Genomic DNA, 14497 nt, shown 5'->3' with positions numbered 1-14497 from the left:
ACCGGTCACCCGTCGGTGAACCGGGGCGTCACCATGCTCTCCACGAGCGCGAAGCCGTTGTATACCAGAACCGAGACCAGGGTGAGGGCCGCCACGGCCGCCCACAGGTGGTCGTAGTCGAACGTCGTCGCGTCCTGGAGCATCTCGTAGCCCAGGCCCCGGCCGGTGGCCAGCCACTCGGCGAGGGTCGCGCCGATCAGGGCGGCCGGCACCCCGATCCGGGCGCTGGCGAAGATCGCCGGTACGGCCGCCGGGAGCAGTACCGCCCGCGCGATCGTCCAGCTTCCCGCCCCGTACGCGCGGCACAGCTCCACCGTGTGCCGGGCGGCCGTGCGCAGCCCGTTAGTGATGGTGACCAGGGCGGGGAAGAAGACCACCAGCCCGGCGATCACCGCCGTGGCGAGCAGGCCGCGCCCGAACACCAGGATCAGCAGCGGGGTCATCGCGACCAGCGGGACCGAGCGCAGCAGCACCGCGATCGGCAGCAGGGCCTGCCGGACCGGGCGGGCCAGCACGAACAGCAGCGCCACGCCGACCGCCGAGGCCAGCCCGCAGCCGAAGCCCAGGGCGGCGTCGGCGAGGGTGTGCCCGAGCCCGGCGGCCAGCCGCTCCCGGTGGGCCGCCGCGTCCGGCGCGGTCGTCAGGTACCGCCAGACGTCGGCCGGGGTCCGGGCGAGGAAGGGGTCGACGGCGAAGACGGACAGGAGCGCCTGCCACAGCCCGACCACCGTGCCCAGCACCACGGGACCGCCGAGCAGCGGCCGGAGCAGTCGACGGGCGGTCATCCCGGCCCGCCGTCCACGGTGGCGTCCCGGGCCCAGGGCAGCGCCAGCCGGGACAGCAGCGCCGTCGCCGCGTACCCGGCGCCGGCCAGGCCCCCGCAGACCAGGGCGATCCCCCAGGTCCGGGCGACCTCCAACTGCTGGGCGCTGATCGTCAGGGCGATGCCGAGCCCCTGGTCGACGCGGCCCAGGTACTCGCCGATCACCGCGCCGAGCAGCGCGCCGGGGGCGGCGATCTGCAACCCGGCGAGGGTGCTCGGCAGGGCCGCCACCACCCGGACCCGCCACAGGGCCGCCCAGCGTCCACCGCCGCTGGCGTACACCACGTCGAGGGCGGCGCGGTCGGCCGAGCGGAGCCCGAGCAGGGCCCCGATCAGGGTGGTGAAGACGACCGCGAGGGCGGCCAGCACCACGATCGGGGTGTCCCCGTCGAGCAGGGTGGACAGCAGTGGACCCACCGCGACCAGCGGCAGGCAGTACGAGGCCAGGGCGACCTGGGTGACCAGCCGTTCCAGGGCGGGGACCAGCAGCACCAGCAGGGCGGCGCCGAGCGCCACCGCGTTCCCGACGAGGTAGCCGCGCAGCGCCGCGCCGCCGGTCTGGCGCACGTGCGGCGCGTAGAACGACCAGCCGTCGTGGAGCAGCCGGCCCAGCACCGCCCACGGGGTGGGCACCCCGTCGGCGGTGGAGAGGACCGTCGTGGCCAGCACCGACCAGAGCAGCAGCAGGCCCAGCCCGCCCGCCAGCCCGGTGCCCCACCGGCGGCCGGGGCGACCGCCCGGCCGGTCGGGCCGGTGGCGCGGCCGGGCCCGCTGCGGTGGCGGCCGGAGGCTCACCGGTCCTCCTGGTCGAAGACTCACCGGTCCTCCTGGTCGAACAGCAGGGCGGAGAGCGCGTCGTGGTAGGCGTGGAACTCCGGGGTCCGCAGCGTCGCGGCCGTCCGGGGTCGGGGCAGTTCGACGGGTACGGTGCGCCGGATCCGCCCCGGTCGCGGCGACATCACCGCGACCACGTCGCTGAGCAGCACCGCCTCGGCGAGACTGTGGGTGACCAGCAGGGTGGTGACGGCCCGTTGCTGCCAGATCCGTTGCAGTTCGATGTTGAGCCGTTGCCGGGAGACGTCGTCCAGGGCGCCGAAGGGCTCGTCCAGCAGCAGCACCCGGGGTTGGACGGCGAGGGCCCGGGCGATCGCCACCCGTTGCCGCATGCCGCCGGAGAGCTGCCGGGGCAGGGCCCGCTCGAAGCCGGTGAGCCCGACCAGCTCGATCAGCTCGCGGACCGTGGCCGAGGTGTCCCGCCGGCCGCTGATCTGCAACGGCAGCCGGATGTTGCCGGCCACCGACCGCCACGGCAGCAGGGCGCTGTCCTGGAAGGCCACACCGAGCTGGTGCCGGCGTCGGACCAGCTCCGGTGCCTCGCCGCGCACCCGTACCGTGCCGGAGCTGGGCTGGTCGAGGCCGGCCAGGATGCGCAGGACCGTCGACTTGCCGCAGCCCGAGGGGCCGATCAGCGAGACGAACTGCCCCGCCTCGACGGTGAGGTCGACCCCGTCCAGCGCGAGGACGCGCCGCCGCCCGATCCGGAACTCCCGGCGCAGGTCGCGCAGGAGCAGGCCGCTTCCTGCGGCGCTCGCGGTGGCGCTGCCCGCGGTGGTGCCGGCGGTGTCGGGTCGTGTGGCGGGCCCGGCGGGTGTGGCGGTGACGTACGCCCGGTCGGCGCCGGGCCCGGTGGCGGTGCTACTCACGGTGGTCCCCCGTCCGACGTGTTCACGCCTCAGCGCAGCGTGGGATCCTCCTGGTGGACCTCCTCGATCAGGGAGAGGTCGAAGAGCCGGTCGGCGGAGACCGACAGACCGGCCGCACGCAGCGTGGCGATGTTGCGGTCGACCAGCTCCGGCGTCATGGTCAGCAGGCCGTTGCGCTCGGTGTCCGTGGTGACCAGCAGGTCGTTGCCGCTCTGCGCGGCCAGGGTCTGCTCGCGCAGGTCCAGGCCGAGGTCGCGGCCGTACTTCTCGACGGCCAGCCGGGCACCGAGGGCCGGATCGGCGACATTCGCCCGCCATCCCCGGATCTGCGCCCGCAGGAAGGACTTCACCAGATCCCGCTGTTTCTCGATGGTGTCCCGGCGTACGCAGTAGGTCTGCGCGACGAGTGGATATCCGTGATCGGCGAAGAGGAACGTCGTCACCTCGAATCCCTTGACGCGGAGTCGATTCGGTTCGTCGGTGATGAAGGAGAACCAGCCGTCGACCTCGCCCTGGGTCAGCGGCAACGGATCGAACTGCACCGGGACCGTACGAATCCTGGTGCCGTCGAGATCCGCGGCGCGCAGGAATGCGTTCCACGTCGTCTCGTTGGCGGCCTGCACCCCGATCGAGCGTCCGTACATCTCCTGCGGGGTGCGGATCGGTCTGTCCGCGAGGGAGACGACAGCGAACGGACTCTTCTGGAACTCGGCGGCGACGACGGTGAGGTCGGCGCCCTGGCCGATCGCGGCCCCGGTGATGTCGGGGGCGCTGACGCCGACCAGCGCCTTGCCGGTGGCCACGTCGGCGTCGACCGGGGTGGCCGCCGGGCCGCCCGCGACCAGGTTCACCCCGGCGATCCCCTCGTCGGCGTAGAAGCCCTGCTCGGTGGCGATGTAGGCGGCGGCGAACTGCACGTTCTTGACCCACGACAGCCGGTACGTGATGGTGCCGGGGCCGGCCCTGGTGGCGGCCGGCGGGTCACCGCAGCCCGCCACCAGCGGGGCGGTGAGCGCGGCCAGGCCCCCCAGCGAGGCGTACCGCAACAGGCGGCGGCGGTCGACGGATCGGGCGGACGTCGGATCGGCGCGTCGGGCCCGGTGCTCGGACGTGGACATGGAACAGGTCCTTCCCCCGTGAACGCCGGTCGGGCCGGCGTGGGAGCACGTTCGCGGCGAACTGTACCCGGAAATTGCGACCGCCGTCACCGGGAATACGGCCGCCACAAATTGATCAACGTCCACCCGGATAATGATCAGAAAAAGCGGGCCGCCGCCGCACCGAAAAGGCGCCGACGACCAGGGCCAACGGCGTCGATCACATTGTCGGGACATCGGCGACGGTCGGCGGCGCGGTACACTCCCCGAAGCCGTCGCCGGGCCACGTGGCCGCCCGCGACACCACCTGCCGATTCCGCACGTCAGGGTGCCGACCCGCCACACACAACGGGGCCCGCCACACACCACGGGGACAGAAGATGACGACGCCGCATTCGGCGACACCGGGTTGTCCGGAGGTCTCGGTCGTCGTGCCGACCTACAACCGGGCCCCGCTGCTGCACCGCACCCTGGCCGCGCTGGCCGCCCAACGTCCCACCGGGCCCGCCTTCGAGGTCGTGGTCTCCGACGACGGCTCGGCCGACGACACCCGCGCCGTGGTCGACGCCTTCGCCGACCGGTTGACGCTGCGTTACCACTTCCAGCCGGACGAGGGGTTCCGGGTGGCCGAGGCGCGCAACGCCGGGGCCCGGCTCGCCTCGGCCCCGGTGCTGGCCTTCCTCGACACCGGCGTCCTGGTCGGGCCGGACTTCGTGGCCGCGCACCGGGCCGCCCACCAGGGCACCCTGGGCACGGCCGGGCCGGGCCGGGCGGTGATCGGCTACACCTACGGCTACAACCCGTACGATCCCTGCCCCGGCCTGGCCGAGCTGCTGGCCGAGCTGCCGCCGGCCGAGGTGGTCGCCCGGCTCGCCGACACCCGGTCCTTCCAGGACATGCGGCACCCCGAGTTCGCGGCGGTGGACTTCGACCTGTCCCGGCTGGCCGCCCCGTGGATGCTGTCGTGGACGGTCAACCTCTCGGTGCGGGCCGAGGACTTCCGCGCCGTCGGCGGCTTCGACGAGGGCTTCCGGAGCTGGGGCGTCGAGGACCTGGAGTTCGGCTACCGGACGGCCGGGCACGGGGTGCGCTTCGCGGTCTCCCGGGACGCCTGGGCGATCGAGACCCCGCACGACCGGGACACCGAGGCCAACCTGGCCAGCAGCCGCCGCAACGCCCGGCGCTTCCTCGACAAGCACGGCGAGCCGCCGGTGGAGCTGTACTGGGCCATCTACTCGCGGGGCATCCTGGTGCCGTTGGAGCAGGAGCTGCGCACCCTCTCCGGCTGGGCCGAGCAGGCCCGGGACCTCGACGTCCGCGCGGAGTTGGCGGCTGCCGTCGAGGCGTTGCCGGCCGGCGGCCGGATCGCCGCCATCGGCTGCGGCGGCGTCCTGCCGCCCTCCTGGCCGGCGACCGGCACCCTGGTCGACTTCGACGAGGAACTGCTCCGGCAGGCCGCCGCGGACCGGCCCGCCGCGCCGGCCCGGCTCGCCATCGGCCTGCGCACCCCGTACGACGACGCCTCGTTCGACCTGGTGGTGGTGTCGTCCCGGTTGACCGGCCTGCACGACCGCTGGGGGGACGACCTCCGGGCGGAGGCCCACCGCATCGGCCGGGACGTCCGCGTCCACCTGCCCGCCCAGTGATCGCCCTGTCAGGAGGTTCCGTGTCCCGAACCAGCCCGTACCAGGGGTTGCGACTCTCCGTGTTCCAGGTGGCCCCGCTCTTCGCCGGGTCGGCGCACGGCGGCGCGCAGGCCATCCTCACCGAGATGCTGCGGCACTTCAGCTCGCTCGGGGTCCAGGTGACGGTGCACTGCACCTGGCGTCGGGACAATCCCGAGGAGTTCGAACTCTTCCCCGGCGTCCGGGTCCGGCCCGTGCTGCGGTTCAAGGAGACCTACCCCGAGCCGTACTGGACCAGCCCGTACCACCTCGCCGACATCATCGACACGTTGCGCCGGGCGGCCGAGGACCACGACGTCTTCTACGTGCACGACAGCCAGTTGCACTTCAAGTTCGCCGGGGCGCAGCGGCCGACCGTGGCCGCCGTCCACGACCTGGTGTACGGCGACAGCATGTCCGGGGCGCTGGAGTTCACCCGGGACCGGCTGATCGCCGTCTCCGACTACCTCGGCGCCTGCCTGCACGAGCTGTTCCGGCGCTTCCGGCCACTCGACGACGACTCGCTCTTCGTGGTCAACAACGGGTTCGCCGAGCGGTTCGCCCCGACCGACCCGGCCGGGATGCGGGCCCGTCTCGGGCTGCCGGAGGACGCCGTCGCGATCCTCTACCCGCACCGGCCCGACCCGGACAAGGGCCTGTACGACGCGCTGCTGGCGGTGCAGCAGCTCAAGAGCCGGCTGCCGGCCGACACGTACGCCCGGGTACGCCTGCTGGTGCCGATCTGGCAGGACACCCACCTGGTGGAGAACTCCACCCAGATCCAGCAGACGCTGTACCCGGAGGCCCAGCAGTACGCCGACGGGCTCGGCGTGGCGGACAAGCTGCACCTGCACCCGTGGGTGCCGATGGCGGACATGGCGGCGTACTACTCGGTGGGGGCGGCGACCCTCTGCGTCGGCACCTTCCCCGAGGCGTTCGGCAACGTGCACGTGGAGTCGATGCTCTCCGGCACGCCGGCCGTGCTGGCCCGGGTGGCGGCGCAGCGCACCACCGTGCCCGAGGAGCTGACCCGCAAGGTCGACCCGAAGGACACCGAGGCGGTCGCCGACCACCTGGCGGAGATCATCGGCAAGGGCGAGCGGACCGGGCCGGAGCTGCGGGCGCTGCTGCGCGACCGGTTCGGCCTGTCGCAGATGCTGCGCGGCTACGAGCGGGCGCTGCTGGAGTGCGAGCGCGGCCCGGAGCTGCCGTTGCGCCCGCTGGCGGGGCCGATCACCGACGAGACGCGGCTCGCCGTACCGCCGTGGGCGGCGCCGCTGCGCGCCGGCTACTACCACGACTACACCGGCTACCACCGCGACGACGAGGGGTTCGTCCGGTGCGTCCCGGAACTGTCGGCCGGGACCACGGTCGGTGAGCTGGGCCGCCGGTCCGGGGTGGGGCACGCCGACGTGGCCCGGTGGCTGCGCGACGGACTCGTGGTCAGCGACCCGCTGGTGGCGGCACACCGCTGAGCCGAGCCGGGCAGCCCACCCGCGCCGGAGCGGTCACCCGGCCGAGCCGGGGTCGGCCGGCTCGGGCCGGGTGACCAGCCGGTCCTGGAGCACCAACAGGTCGAGCTGGCCGGCGAGGAACGTCCGCACCGCCTCCGCCGGGGTGTTGACGATCGGCTCGCCGGCCAGGTTGAACGACGTGTTGAGCACCACCGGCACCCCGGTCAGCCGCTCGAACGCGCTGATCAGCGACCAGTACCGGGGCGAGTCCGCGCGGTTGACCGCCTGCGGGCGGGCCGAGCCGTCGACGTGCACCACCGCCGCGATCCGACTGCGGACCGCCGGGCGGGTCATCGCCCGGACGTTCATGAAGGGCGAGGCCAGCCCCGCCTCGAAGTACTCGTCGAAGCGTTCGGCGAGGACACTGGGGGCAAGCGGCCGCCACACCTCCCGCCCCTTGAGGGTGTTCAGCCGCAGCACCGTCTCGCGGCGGCGGGGGTCGGCGAGCAGGCTCCGGGCGCCCAGCGCGCGGGGGCCGATCTCGGCCCGCCCCGAGTACCACCCGACGATGCGGCCCTCGGCCAGCGCGGCGGCCACCCGGCCCAGCAGTTCCTCCTCGGGCAGCCGCTCGGCGTGCAGGCCGCTGCCGTGCAGCGCCGCCGTCACCTGCTCGGGCCGGACGTCCGGCCCCCAGTAGGCGTGGTCGAGCCGCTGCGGCCGGAACGGCGTCCCGGTGCGCAGGGCCTCGGCGTGTGCCACGGCCAGCGCGGCGCCGTACGAGACCCCGGCGTCGTGCGGCACCGGGAGGACGTAGTACTCGTCGAAGTGACCGGCCTCCACGATCGCCGCGTTCGCCGAGCAGTTCTGCGCCACGCCACCCGCGATCACCAGCCGGCGCTGGCCGGTCAGGTGACGTGCCTGCGCGGCGAGGTTCACCAGCGCGGTCTCCAGGGCGGCCTGCGCCGACGCGGCGAAGTTGACGTACGCCATCTGCTCGGCGGTGTTGCCGCTGACGTACGGGAAGGTGTGCGTCGTCCACCAGCGGCGCAGCGCGTCCCGCATCTCGCTGCGGGTGTCGGCGGTGTGCGGTACCCGGACCCGGGGGTCGAGGGCGAGCTGCCCGTCCCCGGTGAGCAGGGGCATCGCGTCGACCGGCCGGCCGTACGCGGCCAGCCCCATCAGCTTGCCCTCGCCACGGGACGCGCCCCGCTCCAGCCCGGCGTACTGCGCCGCGCCCCGGTAGAAGTGCCCGAGCGAGGCGTTGACCGGGTACGTCGCCAGGAGCTTGACGCCCGACTCGTCGGCGACGCCCAGCGAGGTGGCCTCCCGTTCCCCCTGGCCGTCGGCGATCAGGACGGCGGCGGAGGGGAACCCGCTGGCCCAGAAGGCGCTGGCGGCGTGGGCGACGTGGTGGGCGACCGGGGTGACCGGTGGGGCCGGGTCGAAGCCGGCCGGCAGGGCGTTGGCCGGGTCGAGGTGGGGGGCGGGCGGCAGCGGCGGGTCGAAACGGTCGACGTCCCAGCCCCAGGCGACCGCGTCGACGTCGGCGGGCCGGACGCCGGCCGTCTCCAGGCAGGCGGTGACTGCGTCCAGCGGCATCTCCAGCGGCGCCCGCTTGCGCCGGCTGAAGCGTTCCTGCTCGGCGAGGGCGAGCAGCCGGCCGTCGGCGACCAGCGCGGCGGACGGGTCGTGGAATCCGAAGTTGACGCCTAGGACGAGCACGTGGCCTCCTCCACGGATGCGGGTGGCACCAGGTCGCGCAGCGGCTCGCCGGCGGCCAGCCGGACGAGGTTGTCGACCGCGCACCGGTAGTACATCTCCGCGACCTGCCGGGTGCGTCCGGCGATGTGCGGGGTGAGGATGACGGTGGGCAGGGTGTGCAGGGGGGAGTCGGCGGGCAGCGGCTCCGGGTCGAAGACGTCCAGCGCGGCGCCGGCCAGCCGGCCCTCGGTCAGCGCGCGGACCAGCGCGGCCTGGTCCAGCAACGGACCCCGCGAGGTGTTGATCAGGTACGCCGCCGGGCGCATCCGGTCGATCAGCGCGGCGTCGAACCGGAACGGCTCCGGCCCGGTGGCCCGCACGTGCAGGCTGACCACGTCCACGGTGGCGACCAGGTCGGGCAGGGGCAGGTACTCGACGGCGAGCGCCCGTTCCTCCTCGGCCGGCAGCCGGCGGCGGGACGCGTACCGGACGGTCACGCCGAACGGGCGCAGCAGCCGGGCCACCTGCCGGCCGACCCGGCCCATGCCGACCAGGCCGACGGTGCTGCCGGCCAGGTCCGCGGTGGCGGCGTCGAACCGGTTGTCGGGGCCCCACCCGCCCCGCCGGACGTACCCGTCGGCCTCGACGAGCCGGCGGGGCAGGGCGAGCATGGCCAGCACGGTGTACTCGGCGGTCGCCGAGGCGGCGAAGCCGGACCGGTTGTGCGCGAACGGGACGCCGTGGGCGTGCGCGGCGGCGATCTCCGCGCTGATGTCGAACGGCCCCCGGCCCAGCCGCTGCACCAGCCGCAGCCGGGGCATCGCCGCGAAGTCGGCCCCGGTCAGCGGGGCGTGGTCGACGACGATCGCCTCGCAGCCGGCGAGCACGGCGGGCCGGTCCGGGTCGGCGCGGTCGGAGAAACGGACCGTGAACCGGTCGGGCGGCAGCTCCCGCCGGATGAGGTCCCGCCCCAGGTCGCTGACCGGACCGTGCACGACCACGTCGAGCACCTCGCCCGGCCCGGCGGGCCGCTGCGGGGAGCCGGTCACGGCAGGACCCCGGCCAGGCCGAGGACGGCCAGTTTGGTACGGGCGACCCGGGCGTCCACCTCGGCGGGCACCGGGTGCAGCCCGGCCGGTGGTGGACCGGTCGACGCGAGCCGGGCCAGGCACAACGCGTGCAGGGCGAGGCTCAGGTCCATCAGTTCGGGCGGGTTGATGCCGGCGAAGACGTGGTTGCCGCCCGCCCCCGCCAGCAGGGTGAGGTGCCGGCCGGCGAGCCGGTACCGCTGCCCGCCCGGGACCGGATCGACCCGGTCGGCGGCGGCGGCCAGGCCGGCGCGGTCGATCTCGGTGGCGGCGTGCCCGATCCCGCCCAGCACCGCCCCGTCGGGGAGCAGCCGCAGGTGGTCGAGGTCGAGCACCTGTTCCGCGTCGGTCACGGTGACCACCACGTCGGCGGTGGCCAGCCCGGCGGTCAGGCCGACCACCTCGAAGCCGAGGTGGACCGCCTGGAGCAGCGGCACCGGGGCGACCTCGGCGACCGCCACCCGGGCGTGGCAGCCGCGCAGGTAGTCGGCGACCGCCCGGCCGGTCACCCCGAACCCGACCACCAGCACCCGCTTGCCGGCGACCTGCACCCCCGCGTCGAGCAGGCCGCGCAGGGCGGCCTGTCCGGTGCCGTGCGCGGTCTCGACGGCGGTCTTCACCGCCGACTCGGTGACGGTGTAGAGCGGGAACGGCAGCCGGCCGGCCCGGCGCACCCGGCCGAGGGCGTGCTGGGAGTGGACCGTGCCGCCGACGACGGCGGGCGGGTCCGGCTCGGCGGCCCAGAGTTCGGCCACGGAGCCGTTGTCGACCACCAGGTCGGGCGCGAAGGCCAGCACCTCCTTGGCGGTGTCGGGGCCGGGCAGCACCCGGGCGCCGAGCCGGCCCATCGCCCCGGCGGCGGCCGGGTCGAAGGTGGTCGGTTTCGAGGAGACCACCAGCACCTCGGCGGCGCCGGCCAACAGCACCCGGACCAGGGCGGTCGCCTCCGGGGTGACGTTGAGCGCCGCCGCCACCCGACGCCCGGCGAGCGGCCGGTCGGTGGCGAACTCCCGGGCGAGTCGTGCCAGCACCGGCATCCGGGCGGCCAGCACAGCGTTGTCGATCGGCTCGGCCATGGTCAGGCCACGTGTCCGAGGGCGCGCAGCTTCGCCCGCGCGACGGTCTCGGAGAACGAGTCCGGCAGCGGGTTGAGACCGGGTACCAGGTCGTCCGGTCGCCGTACCAGGTGCAGCAGGCAGAGCACGTGCAGGGAGAGGGTCAGGTCCATGGTCTCGCTGGAGTTCCCGCCCGCGCAGACGTGGTTGAGCTGGCTGCCCTCGCCGAGCAGGAACACCGACCGGCCGGCGAGCAGGTACTCGTGCACACCGCCGCCGAGGGCGGTCACCCGGTCGGCGGCACGGGTCAGGGCGGGCACGTCGATCGCGTCCGGGTAGTGGCCGATGTTGCCCAGCAGCACCCCGTCCGGCAGCAGGTCGAGGTGCCGGTCGGTGACCACCTTCCGGGTGCCGGTGGCGACGACGACGATGTCGGCGTCGGCGAGGACGGTGTCGAGCGCCCCGACGGCGTGGCCGTCGGCCAGGGCCCGCAGGCAGGCGACCGCCGAGGTGTCGACCACCGTGACCCGGCACCGCATCGCCTGGAGGTACCGGGCGATGCCGGTGCCGGCGGTGCCGTACCCGACGACCACCGCGCGTTTGCCACCGAGCTGCACCCCGGTCGCCCGGACCAGCGCGTGCACGGTGGACTGGCCGGTGCCGGCCGGGGTCTCCACCGCGCTCTTGAGCACCGAGTCGGCCACCGGGATGACCGGTACGGGCAGCCGGCCGGCGGCGGCCAGGGCGCGGGCCGTCCGCTCCGCGTTGCGCGAGTGCACGGTGGCGCCCAGCAGGTCGCCGGCCAGGGCGGGGACGTCGGCGCAGGCGGTGAGCAGGGTGCCGTTGTCGGCGAGCAGGCGGGGCCGGAAGGCGGCGAGCTGCTCGGTGAGCGACGCCGATCCGGTGTCCGGCAGGTTCACCCGGATCGCCCGCCGCCGCAGCTCCGCCACCGCCGCCGGGTCGAGGGTGCCCAGGTTGGACGGGTGCAGCAGGAGCCGGGCCCCGGCGTCCTTCAGCGTGACCATGAGGTGGGCGGTCTCGGTGCTCACGTGCATCGCCGCCGCCACCGGTACGCCGAGCAGCGGGCGGTCCGCGCGGACCTGGCGGCGCAGCGCGGCGAGCACCGGCATCTGCCGCCAGGCCAGGCGCAGCCGGGCCGTCGCGCTGGCGCTCGGGCGCGTCCCGGAGCGGGCCGCGTCGGTCGACGGTGGGTCGGTCGGCGGCGCGGCGGCGCGGCCGGCGGCCGGGCCCCGCTCGGTGTCGGTCGTGGTCATGCCTGCGATTTCCAGAGCCGGCAGAGCGAGACCAGGTCCGGTGGGGTGGTCGGCTTGCCGTTGCGGGCGAGGACCGCCTCGGCCGGGCAGCCGCTGAGCCACGGCTCGTCACCGGCCTGGAAGGTGGCCTGGGTGAAGAGTTCGAACTCGTTCTGCTGGCGGTTGAGCCGGAGCCCCTGGTCGGTCATCACGGCGAAGTGCATCGGCTCGTCGAAGAGGACCGAGCAGACGTACGAGCGTCCGTCCGGAAAGATCGAGAGGCGGTCCAGGGAGCAGCCGACACAGCCCCGGTACCCCTCGTCGACGTAGCGTTCGAGCCGTTCGCGGTTGGCGTACGTCGGCGGGTACCAGATCGAGGTCCGGTATTCGTCCTTGATGCTTTCCAGGTGCTCGTAGAAACTGATCCACTCGTACGGCGACAGCGACCAGGTCTCCGCGTTGGCGATGCCCCGCCCCTCTTCGGAGAAGACGTGGAAGTTCACCATTTGCACGCCGATCTCGTCGGCCAGCGCGAGGATGTTCGGCGCGTCGGCGATGTTGATCTGCGAGATCGTGCAGATCAGCCGGACCGGATATCCCGCCTCGACGGTGCTGCGGATGCAGGGCACCGTCTTGTCGAACATTCCCTCGCCCCGGACCGCGTCGTGCACCTCGGCCGAGGCGCCGTCCAGGCTGAACGAGATGTAGTGCAGCTTCTCCGGTGCGATCTTGTCGATGGTGCGCTCCAGCAGACCGTTGGAGTTGATCATCACCTGCCGGTAGCCGACCTCGCGGGCGTGGTCGACCATGCGGGGCAGGTCGGGGTGCAGGGTCGGCTCGCCACCGAGGAAGGTGATGTACTCGCCGCCCAGCGTGCGGCACTGGTTCATGATGCGGACGGCCTTGTCGTAGCTGAGCGAGAGCCCGCGTTCGAGCCGGTCGCCCATGTAGCAGTGGCCGCAGCGCAACTGGCACCGCTCGGTGATGTAGAGATAGATGTTGTGGAATCTGCGGTAGTGCACCCGGGTGCGGTCCCGGGAACCCTCCGGACGCGATCCACCGATGGTGAGAAGTTCGGGCATGGTCCCCCGCGCTTTCGATCAGGGATGCAATTGATGTGCGGGCGCCGACATCGGCACCGGGCCCGGGCGGACCACAGCCACGACCCGGATACCCGTCTTACCGGCAACATTTGGCATTGATCTACTTGCTCCGATCGATGCTAGGCACAGGCGTTCGATGAACACAACCCCGTACGTCACTCGAAGCGACCGGACGAGCGCAATGCGTTTGCCCCTCCGGCGCGATTGAGAGTACGATCGCCGTCGATCGATTTGCCGGTTCGTGCCGGCTATTCGCACCGGTGCGCGACGGGGGAGGTGGCGCGAGGTGACCCAGGCCCGACCGGTCATCGACTTCGACTTCAGTTCCACGGAGTACGCCCGGCACTGGCCGGAGATCTACGCCGGTCTGCGGGCCACCTGCCCGGTCGGCTACTCCCGGGCGCACGGCGGTTTCTGGGTCGTCTCCTCGTACGCGGCGGTCCGCGAGGTGGCTCGCACCCCGGAGGTCTTCTCCTCCGACCACGACCCGACCGGGGAGCGCACCGGGTACCGGGGGGTGGGCATCCCCGCCTCCGTGGGCACCCGCAGCCTGCCGCAGGAGGCGGACCCGCCCGAGTCGGCGTTCTACCGACGCCGGATGAGCCGCTGGTTCTCGCCGCGCGAGGTGGCCCGCTGGGAGCCGTGGCTCACCGAGCTGACCGAGCACCTGATCGACGCGAGGATCGCCACCGGCCGGCTCGACGTCGCCGACGACCTCGGCTTCCCCGTGCCGGCGGCGCTCGTCGTCGCGCTGCTCGGGCTGCCCGTGCCCCGGTGGCGCGAGCTGGTCGACCCGTTCCACACCCTGGTCACCCATCCGCCCGGCACCCCGAGCCACGACCGGGCCCAGGCCGGGCTGGCCGACGTGCTCGCGCTGCTCGCCGAGACCGTGGCGCGCCGCCGCCGGGAACCGGGCACCGACCTGATCAGCGGGCTGGTCGGCGACGCCGACGGGGACCGGCCGCTGACCGACCAGGAGGTGGTCAGCCTCGCCCAACTGGTCTTCTTCGGCGGCGTGGACAGCACCACCGCGCTGATCAGCAGCGTCGTGCACTGGCTCGACGCGCACCCCGCCGAACGGGACCGGCTCGCCGCCGACCCGCGTCTGCTGGAGCCGGCGACCGAGGAGTTCCTGCGGTACTTCTCCCCGATCCACCTCAACGGCCGGACCGTCGCCGCCGACACGGTGCTCGACGGCTGCCCGCTGAAGGCCGGCGACCGGCTGCTGATCTCCTGGGCCGGGGCGAACCACGACGACACGGCGATCGCCGAGCCCGACCGGGTGGTGCTGGACCGCCCCGACAACCGGCACGTCGCCTTCGGCGCCGGGGTGCACCACTGCCTCGGCGCCCACTTCGCCCGGACGATGTTCCGGGTCCTGCTCGCCGCCGTGCTGCGGCGCATCCCGGACTTCCGCGTCGACGCCGCCGGGGTGCGGCGGTACCCGTCGGTCGGCCAGGTCAACGGCTTCCGCCGGCTCCCGGTGACGTTCGCGCCCCGGCCACCACGCACCCCCGGCCGCGCCGACCTGCCGCTGCCGCCGAGCTGAGCCGGCC

12 protein-coding genes are annotated in these 14497 nt (G+C 73.9%); 3 read left to right on the top strand and 9 right to left on the bottom strand.

Features of this window, described 5'->3' with window-relative positions:
* Positions 1-5: 5 nt before the first annotated feature.
* The 4 genes from ACQUFX_RS27600 to ACQUFX_RS27585 are packed head-to-tail and all read right to left on the bottom strand — an operon-like array spanning position 6 to position 3644.
* The gene (locus ACQUFX_RS27600; protein WP_428963138.1) at positions 6-785 is read right to left on the bottom strand and encodes an ABC transporter permease; all 780 of its coding nucleotides are present in this window, start codon (positions 783-785) and stop codon (positions 6-8) included.
* A complete protein-coding gene (locus tag ACQUFX_RS27595; RefSeq protein ID WP_428963137.1) occupies positions 782-1618 on the bottom strand; it encodes an ABC transporter permease in 837 nt (278 codons plus the stop codon). The genes ACQUFX_RS27600 and ACQUFX_RS27595 overlap by 4 nt, the downstream gene beginning before the upstream one ends.
* Before the next feature lie 20 nt (positions 1619-1638).
* Positions 1639-2526, bottom strand: coding sequence for an ABC transporter ATP-binding protein (locus ACQUFX_RS27590; protein WP_428963136.1), 888 nt, complete (start codon positions 2524-2526; stop codon positions 1639-1641).
* A gap of 29 nt (positions 2527-2555) precedes the next feature.
* Positions 2556-3644 (bottom strand): ABC transporter substrate-binding protein, encoded by a 1089-nt coding sequence (locus ACQUFX_RS27585; RefSeq protein WP_428963135.1) that lies wholly within the window; start codon positions 3642-3644, stop codon positions 2556-2558.
* A gap of 359 nt (positions 3645-4003) precedes the next feature.
* Between ACQUFX_RS27585 and ACQUFX_RS27580 the strand changes: the two genes are divergently transcribed.
* Both ACQUFX_RS27580 and ACQUFX_RS27575 read left to right on the top strand, forming a co-directional pair.
* Positions 4004-5269, top strand: coding sequence for a glycosyltransferase (locus tag ACQUFX_RS27580; protein ID WP_428963134.1), 1266 nt, complete (start codon positions 4004-4006; stop codon positions 5267-5269).
* Between the two features lie 20 nt (positions 5270-5289).
* Positions 5290-6762 carry a glycosyltransferase family 4 protein gene (locus ACQUFX_RS27575; RefSeq protein ID WP_428963133.1) on the top strand — a complete coding sequence of 491 codons (1473 nt, stop codon included), beginning with the start codon at positions 5290-5292 and terminating at the stop codon, positions 6760-6762.
* Between the two features lie 33 nt (positions 6763-6795).
* Here ACQUFX_RS27575 and ACQUFX_RS27570 read toward each other — a convergent pair whose 3' ends face one another.
* Genes ACQUFX_RS27570 through ACQUFX_RS27550 form a run of 5 tightly spaced genes read right to left on the bottom strand, consistent with a single transcriptional unit; the run spans position 6796 to position 12860 of the window.
* Positions 6796-8463 (bottom strand): carbamoyltransferase family protein, encoded by a 1668-nt coding sequence (locus tag ACQUFX_RS27570; RefSeq protein ID WP_428963132.1) that lies wholly within the window; start codon positions 8461-8463, stop codon positions 6796-6798.
* Positions 8451-9491: a 2-hydroxyacid dehydrogenase gene (locus ACQUFX_RS27565; protein WP_428963131.1), complete on the bottom strand. Its 1041-nt coding sequence runs from the start codon at positions 9489-9491 to the stop codon at positions 8451-8453. Before ACQUFX_RS27565 ends, ACQUFX_RS27570 begins: the two co-directional genes overlap by 13 nt.
* Positions 9488-10606 (bottom strand): NAD(P)-dependent oxidoreductase, encoded by a 1119-nt coding sequence (locus ACQUFX_RS27560; protein ID WP_428963130.1) that lies wholly within the window; start codon positions 10604-10606, stop codon positions 9488-9490. The genes ACQUFX_RS27565 and ACQUFX_RS27560 overlap by 4 nt, the downstream gene beginning before the upstream one ends.
* Positions 10607-10608: 2 nt before the next feature.
* The gene (locus tag ACQUFX_RS27555) at positions 10609-11859 is read right to left on the bottom strand and encodes an adenosylhomocysteinase (protein ID WP_428963129.1); all 1251 of its coding nucleotides are present in this window, start codon (positions 11857-11859) and stop codon (positions 10609-10611) included.
* On the bottom strand, positions 11856-12860 hold the full coding sequence (locus tag ACQUFX_RS27550) for a radical SAM protein (RefSeq protein WP_428963128.1): 1005 nt from the start codon (positions 12858-12860) through the stop codon (positions 11856-11858). The genes ACQUFX_RS27555 and ACQUFX_RS27550 overlap by 4 nt, the downstream gene beginning before the upstream one ends.
* 367 nt (positions 12861-13227) lie before the next feature.
* On the opposite strand from ACQUFX_RS27550, the gene ACQUFX_RS27545 reads away from it, so the two are divergent.
* Positions 13228-14490 carry a cytochrome P450 gene (locus tag ACQUFX_RS27545; protein ID WP_428963127.1) on the top strand — a complete coding sequence of 421 codons (1263 nt, stop codon included), beginning with the start codon at positions 13228-13230 and terminating at the stop codon, positions 14488-14490.
* Positions 14491-14497 lie beyond the last annotated feature (7 nt).

It is taken from the genome of Micromonospora fluostatini (assembly GCF_050410825.1).
GTDB classification, from domain to species: Bacteria; Actinomycetota; Actinomycetes; order Mycobacteriales; family Micromonosporaceae; genus Micromonospora; species Micromonospora rosaria.
This window is presented reverse-complemented; position numbering and strand designations above follow the sequence as displayed.

What these genes read in the sequence shown, in the direction of transcription:
- ACQUFX_RS27560 (WP_428963130.1), bottom strand. Translation starts at nt 10,606, where the DNA reads ATGGCCGAGCCGATCGACAACGCTGTGCTGGCCGCCCGGATGCCGGTG.
- ACQUFX_RS27585 (WP_428963135.1), bottom strand. Translation starts at nt 3,644, where the DNA reads ATGTCCACGTCCGAGCACCGGGCCCGACGCGCCGATCCGACGTCCGCC.
- ACQUFX_RS27600 (WP_428963138.1), bottom strand. Translation starts at nt 785, where the DNA reads ATGACCGCCCGTCGACTGCTCCGGCCGCTGCTCGGCGGTCCCGTGGTG.
- ACQUFX_RS27580 (WP_428963134.1), top strand. Translation starts at nt 4,004, where the DNA reads ATGACGACGCCGCATTCGGCGACACCGGGTTGTCCGGAGGTCTCGGTC.
- ACQUFX_RS27555 (WP_428963129.1), bottom strand. Translation starts at nt 11,859, where the DNA reads ATGACCACGACCGACACCGAGCGGGGCCCGGCCGCCGGCCGCGCCGCC.